13 protein-coding genes, 1 tRNA gene and 1 other RNA gene are annotated in these 14020 nt (G+C 70.6%); 6 read left to right on the top strand and 9 right to left on the bottom strand.

The genetic code is table 11. The features are described from left to right. Positions 1-326 precede the first annotated feature (326 nt). From ABZ370_RS00590 to ffs, 7 genes are all read right to left on the bottom strand, one after another. Positions 327-1403, bottom strand: a complete 1077-nt coding sequence (locus ABZ370_RS00590) for an aspartate-semialdehyde dehydrogenase (protein WP_358614647.1) — start codon at positions 1401-1403, stop codon at positions 327-329. Beyond that, complete coding sequence (locus ABZ370_RS00585; RefSeq protein ID WP_358614645.1) at positions 1400-2680, bottom strand: aspartate kinase; 1281 nt, start codon at positions 2678-2680, stop codon at positions 1400-1402. The genes ABZ370_RS00590 and ABZ370_RS00585 overlap by 4 nt, the downstream gene beginning before the upstream one ends. 384 nt (positions 2681-3064) lie before the next feature. Beyond that, complete coding sequence (locus ABZ370_RS00580; RefSeq protein ID WP_358614643.1) at positions 3065-3730, bottom strand: DUF5063 domain-containing protein; 666 nt, start codon at positions 3728-3730, stop codon at positions 3065-3067. Beyond that, on the bottom strand, positions 3723-4322 hold the full coding sequence (recR, locus tag ABZ370_RS00575) for a recombination mediator RecR (RefSeq protein ID WP_358614641.1): 600 nt from the start codon (positions 4320-4322) through the stop codon (positions 3723-3725). The genes ABZ370_RS00580 and recR overlap by 8 nt, the downstream gene beginning before the upstream one ends. A gap of 242 nt (positions 4323-4564) precedes the next feature. Beyond that, complete coding sequence (locus ABZ370_RS00570; protein WP_358614639.1) at positions 4565-4900, bottom strand: YbaB/EbfC family nucleoid-associated protein; 336 nt, start codon at positions 4898-4900, stop codon at positions 4565-4567. A gap of 181 nt (positions 4901-5081) precedes the next feature. Further along, entirely contained in the window at positions 5082-7622 is a 2541-nt protein-coding gene (locus ABZ370_RS00565; RefSeq protein ID WP_358614637.1) for a DNA polymerase III subunit gamma and tau, read from the bottom strand. Positions 7623-7692: 70 nt separating this feature from the next. Next, an RNA gene (gene ffs, locus ABZ370_RS00560) (signal recognition particle sRNA small type) lies at positions 7693-7789 on the bottom strand. 73 nt (positions 7790-7862) lie between these two features. Here ffs and ABZ370_RS00555 point away from each other — a divergent pair. Then, positions 7863-7950, top strand: a tRNA-Ser gene (locus tag ABZ370_RS00555). 838 nt (positions 7951-8788) lie between these two features. On the opposite strand, the gene ABZ370_RS00550 is transcribed toward ABZ370_RS00555, so the two are convergent. Then, the gene (locus ABZ370_RS00550) at positions 8789-9037 is read right to left on the bottom strand and encodes a hypothetical protein (RefSeq protein WP_358616100.1); all 249 of its coding nucleotides are present in this window, start codon (positions 9035-9037) and stop codon (positions 8789-8791) included. Between ABZ370_RS00550 and ABZ370_RS00545 the strand changes: the two genes are divergently transcribed. The 4 genes from ABZ370_RS00545 to ABZ370_RS00530 all read left to right on the top strand — a co-directional run bounded on the left by ABZ370_RS00545 (position 9005) and on the right by ABZ370_RS00530 (position 11711). Continuing rightward, entirely contained in the window at positions 9005-9316 is a 312-nt protein-coding gene (locus tag ABZ370_RS00545) for a hypothetical protein (RefSeq protein WP_358614635.1), read from the top strand. The two genes, ABZ370_RS00550 and ABZ370_RS00545, sit on opposite strands and share 33 nt — an antisense overlap. Before the next feature lie 103 nt (positions 9317-9419). After that, the gene (locus ABZ370_RS00540; RefSeq protein ID WP_063730346.1) at positions 9420-9635 is read left to right on the top strand and encodes a type II toxin-antitoxin system VapB family antitoxin; all 216 of its coding nucleotides are present in this window, start codon (positions 9420-9422) and stop codon (positions 9633-9635) included. Continuing rightward, positions 9632-10054, top strand: coding sequence for a PIN domain nuclease (locus tag ABZ370_RS00535; RefSeq protein ID WP_358614633.1), 423 nt, complete (start codon positions 9632-9634; stop codon positions 10052-10054). The genes ABZ370_RS00540 and ABZ370_RS00535 overlap by 4 nt, the downstream gene beginning before the upstream one ends. A 265-nt stretch (positions 10055-10319) precedes the next feature. Further along, positions 10320-11711 carry a histidine kinase gene (locus tag ABZ370_RS00530; protein WP_358614631.1) on the top strand — a complete coding sequence of 464 codons (1392 nt, stop codon included), beginning with the start codon at positions 10320-10322 and terminating at the stop codon, positions 11709-11711. Positions 11712-11822: 111 nt separating this feature from the next. Here ABZ370_RS00530 and ABZ370_RS00525 read toward each other — a convergent pair whose 3' ends face one another. Further along, the gene (locus tag ABZ370_RS00525) at positions 11823-12467 is read right to left on the bottom strand and encodes a response regulator transcription factor (protein ID WP_358614629.1); all 645 of its coding nucleotides are present in this window, start codon (positions 12465-12467) and stop codon (positions 11823-11825) included. A gap of 362 nt (positions 12468-12829) precedes the next feature. On the opposite strand from ABZ370_RS00525, the gene ABZ370_RS00520 reads away from it, so the two are divergent. After that, positions 12830-13597, top strand: coding sequence for a serine protease (locus ABZ370_RS00520; protein WP_358614627.1), 768 nt, complete (start codon positions 12830-12832; stop codon positions 13595-13597). Positions 13598-14020: the final 423 nt, after the last annotated feature.

Here is a 14020-nt window from a genome sequence, read left to right as displayed (position 1 = left end):
ACTGGAACCGTTGCGATGCCGAATACCTCTGCCACGTCTGTTGGACACGCTGTCCCCCGTCAGGGTTGTACGCGCGAGGCACCGCTTTTGACGCTGCACCAGATCCCCCCATGCGCCCCAACTCTCCCCTATGCCCAGTTTTCACAGCGCCCACGGGTGGGCGACCAGAAAGACGCTCCCCGTTCGCTGCCGGTTGCAGCAAACGGGGAGCGGTTCGTCGGACAGGCCACCGGCCCGGATCAACTGGTCCAGGCCATTGCCCAGATCACAGGATATTCACATTATCCGGGGGCGTGCACCTGGTGCGGGGCACTATCTGAGGGGCGTTACGCGGCGTTCAGTTCGGCCGCGACGATCTCACCGATCTGCGCGGTGTTGAGCGCCGCACCCTTGCGGAGGTTGTCGCCGCACACGAAGAGTTCGAGCGCCTGGGGGTCGTCCAGCGAGCGCCGCACCCGGCCGACCCACGTCGGGTCGGTGCCCACGACATCGGCGGGGGTCGGGAACTCGCCCTCCCCCGGGTTGTCGCACAGCACCACACCCGGCGCACCGGCCAGGATCTCGTGCGCCGCCTCCACCGTCACCTCGTTCTCGAACCGCGCGTGCACGGCCAGCGAGTGGGTGGTGATCACGGGCACGCGGACACAGGTCGCGGTGACCCGCAGGCCCGGCAGCCCCAGAATCTTGCGGGACTCGTTCCGCACCTTCAGCTCCTCCGAGGACCAGCCGTCCTCCTTGAGCGAGCCCGCGAACGGCACCACGTTGAGCGCCATCGGCGCCGGGAACGGCCCGGTCTCGCCGACCGCCCGCCGTACGTCGCCCGGGTGCGTACCCAGCTCCGTACCGGCCACCAGCGCCATCTGCTCGCGCAGCGCGTCGATGCCCTCCTTGCCCGCACCGGAAACCGCCTGGTACGAGGAGACGATCAGCTCACTCAGCCCGAACTCGGCATGCAGCGCGCCCATCGCGACGATCATCGACAGCGTGGTGCAGTTCGGGTTGGCGATGATGCCGCGCGGCCGGACGCGCGCCGCGTGCGCGTTCACCTCGGGCACGACCAGCGGCACATCCGGGTCCATCCGGAAGGCGCCGGAGTTGTCCACGACGACCGCGCCCTTGCTCGCCGCGACCGGCGCCCACTGGGCCGAGACCTCGTCGGGGACGTCGAACATCGCGACGTCGACGCCCTCGAACGCCTCCTCGCGCAGCGCGACGACCTCGACCTGCTCACCCCGGACGGTCAGCTTCCGGCCGGCCGAGCGCGGCGAGGCGACCAGCCGGATCTCGCCCCAGATGTCGGCCCGCTCGGAAAGGATCGAGAGCAGGACTGTGCCGACGGCACCGGTCGCACCGACGACGGCGAGCGTCGGCTTCCGGCCACCGGCGCCGCCGGCCCGGCTCATCGGCCGGTCCCTCCGTACACGACCGCCTCGACGCTGTCACTGTCCAGGCCGAACGCGCTGTGCACGGCGCGGACCGCGTCCTTCACGTCGTCGGCGCGGGTGACGACCGAGATCCGGATCTCGGAGGTCGAGATCAGCTCGATGTTGACCCCGGCGTTCGACAGCGCCTCGAAGAAGGTCGCCGTCACGCCCGGGTTGGTCCGCATCCCGGCGCCGATCAGCGAGATCTTGGCGATCTGGTCGTCGTAGCGCAGCGAGTCGAAGCCGATCTGCGGCTTCGCCTTGGTCAGCGCCTCCATCGCCCGGTGGCCGTCCGTCTTGGGCAGCGTGACCGAGATGTCGGTCAGCCCGGTCGACGCGGCGGAGACGTTCTGCACCACCATGTCGATGTTGATCTCGGCGTCCGAGATCGTGCGGAAGATGGCCGCGGCCTCACCCGGCTTGTCCGGCACCCCGACGACCGTGACCTTGGCCTCGGACGTGTCGTGTGCGACCCCGGAGATGATCGCCTGCTCCATGCCTTCTTCTCCTTCTCCCGCTTCCTGCCGATTGCGCACCCAGGTGCCCTGATGGCCGGAGAACGACGACCGTACGTGGATGGGGATGTTGTACCGGCGCGCGTACTCCACGCAGCGCAGATGCAGCACCTTGGAGCCGCTCGCGGCGAGCTCCAGCATGTCCTCGTACGGGATTTCGTTGATCTTGCGAGCCTTCGTCACCACACGCGGGTCGGAGGTGAACACTCCGTCCACGTCGGTGTAGATCTCGCACACCTCGGCGTCCAGGGCCGCGGCCAGGGCCACCGCCGTGGTGTCCGAGCCGCCCCGGCCGAGGGTGGTGATGTCCTTGCTCTCCTGGGACACGCCCTGGAAGCCCGCGACGATCGCGACCGCGCCCAGCTCGAGGGCGTCGCGGATGCGCCCCGGCGTGACATCGATGATCCGCGCTTTGTTGTGGACCGCGTCGGTGATGACTCCTGCCTGGCTGCCGGTGAACGACAGCGCCTCGTGACCGAGGTCTTTGATCGCCATGGCCAGCAACGCCATGGAGATTCGCTCTCCCGCGGTCAGCAGCATGTCGAACTCGCGCCCCGTAGGAATCGGGGATACCTGCTCGGCGAGATCGATCAGCTCGTCCGTCGTGTCGCCCATCGCGGAAACCACGACGACCACCTGGTGGCCGTTCTTCTTGGCTTCGACGATTCGCTTGGCGACCCGCTTGATGCCTTCGGCATCGGCAACGGAGGAGCCTCCGTACTTCTGCACGACAAGGCCCACGTGCGCTCCTCGCAGATCTCAATAATGCGGTCGGCTCAGTTTACCGAGCGGCCGGAATCTGCCCTCCCGATATCAGATAGCGAGACACATGCCTCACCACCCGACCAGGGCGGACCAGACGGACCTGGGCGGACCAGGGGGATCATGCGGCACAACGTCCCGTACCGCGGATACTCCCGGCATCCCGTACCACTCGTTCAGCGACGAACCCTGCCCGCTTCCCGGCGAAGCACACGGGAACGTAACCCAGCTCACAGGGCGCGCGGGGGCCGCACCAGCGCCCGAGCGGGCTTCCGCGCCGCCTCCGCACGCCCTCCCGGGGGCGTCTGCTCGGAGGCCCTCCCGGTGTCCGGGAGGGCCTCCGAGGTGCGCGCGGGCAGGCTCTCAGGGGCGCAAGGAGCGCAGTCCCAGCGGCTCCGCGATCTCCGCCGCCATGACCCGGCCTGCCTCCTCCGCCAGCGCCTCGTCCCCGCCCGCGTTACTGTCCGTGTCCAGTCCGTCCAGCTCGTCCAGCGGGCTGTCCAGCCGTACGTGCGCGACGAGCGACTGGAGCGCGCGCAGGGCGGCGGAGGCGGTCGTACCCCAGTTGGAGAGGTACGAGAACTGCCACCACCACAGCGCCTCGCTGACCCGGCCCTCGCGGTAGTGCGCCATGCCGTGCCGCAGATCCGTGATGATCAGGGCGAGGTCGTCGGAGATGCGGCAGGGGACGGGCTCACTGCGCGGTACGTACGGGTCGAACACCTCCGAGTAGATGTCCACCGGCTCCAGCAGCCGCGCGAACCGCTCCCGCAGCTCGTCGACGTCCGGCTCCGGACCGGCGTCCGGCTCGTACCGCTCATCCGGTACGAAGTCCTCGTGCGCGCCGAGCCGCCCGCCGGCGAGGATCAGCTGGGAGAGCTCGAGCAGCAGGAACGGCACGGCGCTGGCCGGTTCGTCGCCCTTGGCGACCTCGGTGACCGCGACGATGAAACTCTCGATCTGGTCGGCGATCTGGACCGCGAAGTCGTCCGGGTCCGGGTGGGCGTCGTGCAACGTTGCGTCAGACATCGAGAAGTCTTCTCCCTTCGAAGGCACGACCCAGCGTGACCTCGTCGGCATACTCCAAGTCTCCCCCCACGGGAAGACCACTGGCCAAGCGCGTGACCTTCAGCCCCATGGGCTTGATCATGCGCGCGAGGTACGTGGCGGTGGCTTCACCCTCCAGATTCGGATCGGTGGCCAGGATCAGCTCGGTGACCGTTCCGTCCGCGAGCCGGGCCAGCAGCTCCCTGATCCGCAGATCGTCCGGGCCCACGCCCTCGATGGGGCTGATCGCCCCGCCGAGCACGTGATAGCGGCCGCGGAACTCGCGGGTCCGCTCGATCGCGACAACGTCCTTCGGCTCCTCGACCACACAGATGATCGCGGGGTCGCGGCGCGGGTCCTGGCAGACCCGGCACTGCTCGGCCTCGGCGACGTTTCCGCACACCGCGCAGAACCGCACCTTCTCCTTGACCTCGGTCAGCGCGTGAGCGAGGCGGCGGACATCGGTGGGCTCGGACTGGAGAATGTGGAAGGCGATCCGCTGCGCGCTCTTGGGACCGACGCCGGGCAGCCTGCCCAACTCGTCGATGAGGTCCTGGACCACGCCCTCGTACACGCCTGCATCCAATCTCGCGCCGCCGCGCGGTGGCTGTACCGCATATGAATATTCGGTTGCACCGGTCGAAACGGCGCACAGCGCCCGTCGAACGGTCGGTCGGCCCCGCCGCACGGCCCCGGAACGAACCGGAAACGGGTCCTCGGCCTGAGCTCTTCAGCCCCAGTCCCGGCCCCATCCCCTCGGATTCGGACTCGGACTCGGACCTTCGACCTCAGGCCCTCAGTCTCTGCCCTTCGGCCTCAGAAAGGCAGACCCGGCATCCCGCCCAGTCCCTGCGCCAGCGGGCCGAGCTTCTGCTGCTGCAGCTCCTGCGCCACGTGGTTCGCGTCGCGGACGGCCGCGACGACGAGGTCCGCGAGGGTCTCGGTGTCCTCCGGGTCCACCGCCTTCGGGTCGATCACCAGACCCTGCAGCTCACCGGCACCGGTCACGGTCGCCTTCACCAGCCCACCACCCGAGGACCCCTCGACGGGGGTACGGGCCAGCTCTTCCTGGGCCGCGGCGAGGTCCTGCTGCATCTTCTGCGCCTGCTGCAGCAACTGCTGCATGTCGGGCTGGCCACCACCGGGAATCACGAGTTCGCTCCTGGCTGTCGACTGCGGTTCTCTTCGATAGCCCGAGCCTACGTGCTCCCACGGCGCCTTGCCCTACGCCGTACGGAGGAGACCGCCGGGCCCGGAGCCGGGCCCCGCCCATCCGCCGCGCGGCCTCCCCGATGGCCTGCTCGGCGGCCCGCTCTACGTCCTGCTCGACGCCCTACTCGTTCGCGATCTCTTCGATGACTGTGGCGCCCAGCTCGCGCACGATCAGGTCATGCCCGCTCAGCACGGTCTCGTCGAGATCCGGGTCGTCCTCGGCGGGCATGTCCTCCTCCGGCGAGACGGGCGGAGGCTCGGGCTCCCGGTACGCGGACGCCTCGGGGGGCGGCCCCGCGTCGGCGGGCGCCGGAGCCGGGGCGGGGGCCGACGGTGCGGACGCGGACGGGGGTGCGGGGGCGGGCTGCCGGGGCGGGGCGGGCTGACCGCCGAAACCGCCGCCTCCGCCCCCGCCTCCGCCTCCGCCGAAGCCGCCGCTTCCGCTCCCGCCACCGAAGCCGCCGGGACCGCCGGACGCTCCCGGCCCGGGTCCGCCCGGCCCGCCTTGTCCGCCCTGTCCGCCCTGGCCACCGGAGGGATCGACGATCGCCTCGATGCGCCACTGCACGCCGATCGCGTCGTTGAGGGCCTGCCGCAGGATCTCCTCGCTGCCGCCGTTGGCGAAGCTGTCACGGGCACCCACGTTGGGGAACCCGATCTGCAGGGTGGTGCCGTCGAAGCCGGACACCGTCGCGTTCTGGCTCAGCAGAATCCAGGTGAAGCGGCGGCGGTTCTTGACCGCCTCCAGGATGTCCGGCCACATCTGCCGCACCTGCATGGCGCCCTGCGCCATGCCCGGGGTCGGCTGAGGCTGGCCGGGCCCACCGGACGGACGCCCCTGCCCGGCCCCTCCGGGCCCAGCCCCGGCCCCGGCTCCGGGCCCGGGCGCAGGCCCGGCTCCCGCTCCGGGCGCAGAAGCCCCGGCCCCCGGCGCGGAGGCGGTGGGCCAGGCCCCCGGCCGCTGTCCGCCGCCCCCGCCCGCAGCGGGTGAACCGCCGGGCTGCTGCCCGCCGCCGCCCGCACCGGGCTGTGCACTCGTGGGCCAGGCACCGGGCCGCTGCCCGCCGCCCGGCGCCGCCTGCCCTGCCGTACCGCCGCCTCCGCCCGCCGAAGGCCAGGAGCCGGGCCGCCGCGCACCACTGTCCGCACCGCCGCTGTCCGCACCGCCCCCGCCCGGACCGCCGCCGTCTCCGTCTCCGCCCGGCGCGGGCTGCGCGCCCCCGCCGGGAACGTCGTACCCAGGCGCCGCAGCACCGTCACTACCACCGCCACCGGCGGGTGGCCCACCCGCGGCCCCCTCGTCCTGCCCGCCGGGGGCCCCCGGAGCACCCGCGTCCGGCCCACGTCCGGACATCGCCGCCCGTGCCGCCGCCGGACCGGCGGGCCCGGCCGAGACATGGGCGTCAGGCCCCGGTACGTACCCCACAGCAGGCCCGGCCCCACCGGCGACGCCACCACCACCAGCGACGCCACCGCTGACGCCGCCGCCCAGGCCGCCCGCCAGGGCACCCCGTTCCAGCCGCTCCAGCCGCGACTGCACCGACCGCTCGTCGTCGAAGGCGGCGGGCAGCAGCACCCGCGCGCAGATCAGCTCCAGCTGCAGCCGCGGCGATGTGGCGCCGCGCATCTCCGTCAGCCCCGTGTTGACGAGATCGGCCGCCCGGCTCAGCTCGGCCCCGCCGAAGACCGACGCCTGCGCCTGCATCCGTTCGATGACATCGGCCGGGGCGTCGATGAGCCCCTTGTCCGCCGCGTCCGGCACGGCGGCGAGGATCACCAGGTCGCGCAGCCGCTCCAGCAGGTCGGCGACGAAGCGACGGGGGTCGTTGCCGCCCTCGATCACCCGGTTGACGACCTCGAAGGCCGCCGCGCCATCGGCCGCCGCGAACGCCTCCACGATCGCGTCGAGCAGCGAGCCGTCCGTATAACCGAGCAGCGAGGTGGCCATGGCGTACGTCACGCCGTCATCGGTGGCGCCCGCGAGCAGCTGGTCCATGACCGACATCGAGTCCCGGACGGACCCGGCCCCCGCCCGCACCACCAGCGGCAGCACCCCGTCCTCGACCGGAATGGTCTCGCGCCCGCAGACCTCGCCCAGATAGTCGCGGAGCGTCCCCGGGGGCACCAGCCGGAACGGATAGTGGTGCGTACGCGACCGGATCGTGCCGATGACCTTCTCCGGCTCGGTGGTCGCGAAGATGAACTTCAGATGCGCCGGCGGCTCCTCGACCACCTTCAGCAGGGCGTTGAACCCCGCCGAGGTGACCATGTGCGCCTCGTCGATGATGTAGATCTTGTAACGGCTCGACGCGGGCCCGAAGAACGCCTTCTCCCTCAGCTCCCGCGCGTCGTCCACACCACCGTGCGAGGCGGCGTCGATCTCGATGACGTCGATCGACCCGGGCCCGTTCCGCGCGAGGTCCTGGCAGGACTGACACTCCCCGCACGGCGTCGGAGTGGGGCCCTTCTCACAGTTCAGACAGCGGGCCAGGATGCGCGCACTGGTCGTCTTGCCACAGCCGCGCGGACCGCTGAAGAGATACGCGTGGTTGACCCGGTTGTTGCGCAGCGCCTGCTGCAGCGGATCGGTGACATGCTCCTGCCCGATGACCTCCGCGAAGGTCTCGGGGCGGTAGCGGCGGTACAGCGCGAGGGACGACACGCTTACGACGATATCGGGGCCCACCGACATCCGGACGCCGCCCGGTGCCCCCGCCCCCAACGCCCCACAACGAAAGGGCCCCCCACGCACCCGCCAGAGCTCACTTACCCTTGCTGCCTTCCGGCCCTGGGGGAGTTCGGTGAGATAGCGCCACGTGAGGGGCTGGCCCCCACCCTAGCGGATAGATCGGGGTGGGAACGAGTTCGCGAGCACTCCCGATCGTCTTGTAGAGTCTCCAGCGGAGGATTCGCCTAGAGGCCTAGGGCGCACGCTTGGAAAGCGTGTTGGGGGCAACCCCTCACGAGTTCGAATCTCGTATCCTCCGCCATTGCCTTCACCGGGCAATACGTCGAAGGGCCCCACCGTGAGGTGGGGCCCTTCTTCGGTTCCGTCGGCCACCACCACGACCAGACTGACATCAGTAGCGCCGCGCTCCTCCAGTACCTTCAAGACCGCAGCGGGTGGGCCGTCGATCTGGACGAGCATCGACGCCTCCTTGCTGACGCTCGCCGCCGTTCCGCACCGCCAAGATCTCTCTTCGTCGCCCTGCGCTACTTCGCGCCGTTGGCAGCCTCGTCATCACAGCCGAACACGCCATCAGACCTCTCGACGAGGCCCGAGCTGTCCTCAACGAACCCGGCACGTGGCGGACATCAGCCTCAACAGCCTCCATTTCGCCTCCCCCTTCGACGGCCAAGGTGGCCCGTTGCGAAGCCGCGCCGAAGAAGCCGTGCGCGACTACCCCCACGACCACACATGGAGTACAGCCCGGCTTCAGGTCAGCAGATGCGCAAGGACCACGACGCGGCAGCAGACGGCGAATGATTCTGCGGACTCCTGCTCGGCTCAGGTGCCGTACGTCTCGGTGGGAGGTACGCGATCGCCGCCGCCGGGCCAGCAGCCCGGCGGCGTACGCGGTCTCCAAAGTGGTACGTACGACGGCATCGTCCGCCTGGGCAGTCTCCGCTCGCCGACGATGCCTCGCCCGAGGACACGGCCTCGTTCAGCGCCGCGATCCACGAGGCCGAACTGCTCGGCGTGCTGGCGCGGGGTGCACTGCTCCCCCGCTCGGCACCCACCTAGCGGCCCACGCCGACGAAGATCTCGAGCCACGCCCAGACGGCTGCTGCCGCCCGCGATAACGACAGCCCGGATCGGTGCCGACCTCACCGCTCCCCGTCCGCGCGACTCGCCGCGCTCCTGGATTCGGCGGCCGACCGGGAAATCAACGGCACGGCGTCTTTCCGGCGGTTCAGCGCCGGCAGTATCCGCCGGGCCTTGGACATCGGCCGCACCCCGGCCTCCCTGGCAGCCTGCTCCGCCACGGCCTGCCGCAGCCGCTGACCCATCTCATCGCCGCCGCCGCACGAGGTCACGGACGGATGCGCATCGCCCTGGCGGCCTGTGTCATCCACAGCGACGCACCCGCGCTCCTAGCCGAACTGGCCGCCCACCGCGGTCTGTCCAAGCTCGCCCTGCGGCAGCTCGCCCCGACGGTCCTGGTCAGCGGTAGTCCACGCGCAGCAGCACTCGCCGCACCGGCACGGCCATCACGGTCGAGTACATCGCCACCTCTGGAAACCGAGACGTACATCCCCTCAGCGACCTGGAACTCGATCCGCCCTGCCTCGATGCCTGGTGCCACCTGCGCGAAGCGGAACACGTCTTCGCTCTCTCCCGTATCCACGGCGTGATGCCCGCGTAGGCCCCAGTGGCCAGGCCGGACGCTCGATGGCAACCCGGCGAGGAACCTCGCAAGATATACTTGACTCCACATTCGATATCATGGAGGCGCAAATGAGCCGGACAGTTATCGACCTGGACGACGACCTGGTCGCGGACGTCGCGAAAGCCCTCGGGACAAACACCAAGAAGGAGACCGTCAACACCGCTCTTCGCGAGGTGTTGGAGAGTCGGCGTCGCGCCCTGGCTCTCGCCCGGCTGCGGGCCGCGGCGGGCGACGGCGCGTTTGATCTGGAGCTGTTCGAGAACAAGGGGAACTACCGCCGGTGAACGCGGCCCAGTTCTTGATCGACACCAGCGCGCTCGCGCGGTTCATGCGCGGGGACGCGGAGCAGTACGGCTGGGACCAGGCCGCCGCGGCTGGACTCCTCGCGACCTGCCCCATTACCGAGCTCGAGTTCTTCTACAGCGCACGGTCGGCCGCCGACCGGGCACACGGCATCGAGGACATGCGGCTGATATTCGGCTGGGTTCCCGTTGACGACCGCGCCTACGACCGCGCCTGGCAGGTCCAGGAAGCCCTCACCAAACAGGGGAAACACCGAAGTGCCGGAGCAGTCGATCTGGTCGTCGCCGCGACCGCTGAGCTGCAGGGGCTCACCCTGCTCCATCGCGATCACGACTTCGAGTGCATCGCCGCAGTGACCGGGCAAGCCCTCCAGTGGTATGGCCCGGAACACGGCAAGTAGGTCAGCAGTGGTTGCAGTCCTGGTTGCGTTCGCCGCCGAACAACATCGTTCAGAAGCCGCACCCGAATCGGCTGCACCGCAGGTCAGAACGATCCTGTATGCCCCCAGAACCCCCAGACGAAGCTGAACAGCTCGCCTTCGGGGGGAGTGCTCGCGGTGGCATGTGGGACGTGATCGCGAGGGAGGGAGCTTCGGGCCGCCCACGGCGCGGCAGGGCGGGCCTCCGCCCGATTCGGTCACCGGCACCGGCTTCTATCCTCACCAGGTGAGAACCACCAGTCGCATCCGCCAGCTCGGGAACACGCTGCGCAGCTGGGCGCTCCTGCCCCCGGGCGGCGGGGGCACAGCGCAGAGCCTCGCGGCGTGGTCCATACCGCGCTCGCCCCTTCTGCCGGCGCGCGCCGCGGACCTGGTGCTGACGGTCGTCGCGTCGCTGCTCGCGGTGTGGACCAGTTTCCAGAACCCCTACCTGGGACCGGCCGCTCCCTGGGCGAACCTGCTGCTCGCCGCGGTGAGCGCACTGCCGCTGCTCGCACGGCGCCGGGCCCCCGAACTGGCGCTCGCCGCCGGACTGCTTGCCAAGGTCCTCCAGGTCTCGGCTTTCGCGTCGCCCCTCGCCTATTACGCGGAGGGCGCCTATCGCGGCCCGCACAGCCGCCGGGTCGCCTGGGCCTCGGCCGGTGTCGGGCTGGTGGCCCTCGCGCCCTGGAACGCGGCAGCGTGGTCCAGCTTCCGGACGGTGGTGATCTGGTTCGCGGTGAACTTCGTCTTCTCCTGTCTGGTGCCGCTGCTGCTGGGGCTCTACGTGGGCCAACGGCGCGCCGTCGTCGCCGGTCTCGTCGAACGGGCGGAGCGCGCCGAGCGGGAGCAGCGGCTCGTCGCCGAGGCCGCGCGGGAAGAGGAGCGCCGGCGCATCGCCGGAGAGATGCACGACGTGGTCTCCCACCAGGTGAGTCTGATCGTCGTACACGCCAACGCGCTCAGCGTTGTCGCCCACGACCCGGAGACGACGGGCGAGACCGCGCAGATCATTCGGACGGCCGGTCGGCGCGCGCTCACCGAACTCCGCGAGATGCTGGGGCTGCTCAGAAACAGCCCGGCCGGTGGGGACGGGGAGCCACCGGCACCTGCGGGAAGCGACGTTGCGAGGGGTGAGTCAGGGGCCGCGGCACACGATTCTGCCGCGTCGGCCGAGCGGCGGCCCGCCCCCGGAGCGGCCGCCCCCGGCGCGGCCGTCGACAGGATCGCCGAGCTGGCCGACGGCTCCCGGACCGCCGGGCTGCCCGTCACCGTGCACGTCGAGGGCGCGCCGCAGCCGCTGGCAGAGCCGGTCGAGCGTGCCGCACACCGGGTCGTGCAGGAGGCTCTGACCAACGTGCACAAGCACGCCCCGGGCGCCACGACGCGGATTCACCTCGCGTTCGGCCCGCGAACCGTGCGGGTACGGGTCGTCAACGGCCCGCCCGAGCGGCCCGCCGAACCGGCTGCCGACGGTGGGCCTCTGCTGCCCAGCGGGGGACACGGGCTGATCGGTCTGACGGAACGGGTCCGCCTGGCCGGAGGCACCATCGGGTCCGGACCCACCGGTGACGGCGGCTTCCGGATCGATGCCGCGCTGCCCACCTCGGTGCCCGGAGCGCCCACAACCGGAGCTTGACCCCCGCCGGGGATCGTGGCGTTCGGCCGAGCGTCGCAGGGCTGGACTGCCGACGAATGCGTCTTGGGGTCCACGGAACCGGTTCGGCGACATCGCCGACGAGTCAGGCGTTCAGGTCAGTCCGGCGTCGTGGGTGATGAGCGCGACCTGGGTGCGGTTGGCGGCGTCGAGCTTGGTCATGATCCGGCTGAGATGGACCTTGACCGTGGACTGGCTCACGAACAAGTCGGTGGCGATCCGGGAGTTGCTGTGGCCCTGGGCGACTGCCACGGCGACCTCGCGCTCGCGGGCGGTCAGCTCCGCCATCCGCGATCGCGCTCGCGGGGCGGCCGCGCCCGTGGCGAAGGCGGCCAGCAGCTTGGTGGTGATGCGCGGGGAGAGCATCGCCTCGCCGCGCGCGAGGACCCGTACCGCGTCGGCCAGTTCGCGCGGCGAGGTGTCTTTGAGCAGGAACCCCGCCGCGCCGTGCTGGAGTGCGGCGTAGACGTATTCGTCGACGTCGAAGGTGGTGAGCGCCGCGACGGCGGGAGGATCGGGCAGCGCGGCGAGCTGCCGGGCGACCTCCAGGCCGCCGACACGGGGCATCTGGATATCGGTGAGCACCACGTCCGGTCGGTGCTTGGCCACCAGGTCCACTGCCACCGAGCCGTCATCGCCTTCGGCGACCACCTCGATGTCCGGCGCGGCGTCGAGGATCATCCGGATGCCCTTGCGCACCAACTCCTCGTCGTCGAGGAGGACTACCTTGACGGTCACTCACGCCACCAACTCGTCCGCGTACGGGCAACATCGCCTGCACACGGTATCCGCCGCCCCCGGTACACCCGGCACGCAGTGATCTGCCCGCCCGCATCACGCGCTCCCGCGTCCCCGTCACCTCGCGGTCGTCCCGCCGCACGATCCGGCCGACGTGCCGTACGACTTTCGGGCAAGTCCACCCGAGCGGAAAGGGTGACGCGCCGAGGGCGCCGACCGGGACAGGCTGGACGGCGTCGGGCCGCCGGGCCCGACGTGGATGTTCGGGTCCGGGGCTTCCCCAAGCCGGTTCCGTTCCGGTGCCGCTCTTGAGCTTCGCGGGTGACCGAATCCTCAACGAGACACAGGAGGCAGGAGGACAGATGACCAAGCGCGGCAAGACGGTGGCGGCTCTGTGCGCGGCGGCGGCGGGGGCGATCACGCTCAGCATGACAGTGGCCCCGTCGGCATCAGCGATCATCGGGGGACACGAAGCCACCTCGCCGTACCCGTTCATGGCGAGCGTGCAGAAGGACGGCCACCACTACTGCGGAGCCTCCCTGATCAAACCGGACTGGATCGTGACCGCCGGGCACTGCACGGTGAACGTCAAGCCCCAGCAGCTTTCCGTCCAGGTCGGCGACCACGACCGCACGAAGGGTGCCAAGGCGAAGGTCACCAAGGTCATCGCACACCCGGACTTCTCCTACGAGCCGTTCCGCAACGACGTGGCCGTCATGAAGCTGGACCACCCCGTGGACGCGAAGCCCATCAAGCTGGCCACGAAATCCGCGCCGAAGGGTACCGACACTCGCATCCTCGGCTGGGGAATGACCTGCGAGGACGGCAGCGAGTGCCCGGACCCCCCGATCCGTCTGCAGGAACTGGACACCAAGATCGTCTCCGACGACCGGTGCAGCGAGAACTACAACGCGGACAACGAGCTGTGCACCGACAGCCCCACCAAGAACGCGCAGGCGTGCATCCTCGACTCCGGCGGGCCGCAGATCACGGGCCGTCCCGGGCGGTGGGAACTGATCGGGGCGACCAGCCGCGACGGCGACGCCGATCCGAAGTGCGCCACCGGCCCCGGCATCTACACCGACCTGACGGCCCACCGCGCATGGATCGAGCGGGCCACCGCGAAGTGATCGGCGACGACTCCGTCCGCCTGAACGGCGGCGACGAGCCGGTGATCTCCCTCCTGCCGCGGAGGACATCCCGGCCGAAGCGGCGGTGGCCAGGACCGCGCTGACCAGGATGGCGCCGCTGACGCCGATCGCCCCCCTGCGGACCAAGAGTGAAGGCCACTCCGCCCCAGGTCAGAAGGTTGCCGCACACCCCTCCGCCAGTGCCTTCACCGGGCACGATGCCGAAGGGCCCCATCGCTCGCAGTGGGGCCCTTCGGCGTTCTCCGTTCTACTTCGCGTCTCGGTTGGGGCCAACAACTACCGTCCCGCCGAACGGGTCCCGCTGCTTCGGGAAGGTGGGCGCGCAGTCAGTGCAGGCGTAGACCGTGCCGCCGCCGGCGCTCGCGCCGTGCCCGATCGCGACGACGACCGGCTGCCTGGTGG

It is taken from the genome of Streptomyces sp. NPDC005962, from assembly GCF_040629205.1.
Lineage (GTDB): Bacteria > Actinomycetota > Actinomycetes > Streptomycetales > Streptomycetaceae > Streptomyces.
Note: the sequence above shows the minus strand (reverse complement) of the source record. Positions and strands in the feature narration are given on the sequence as shown.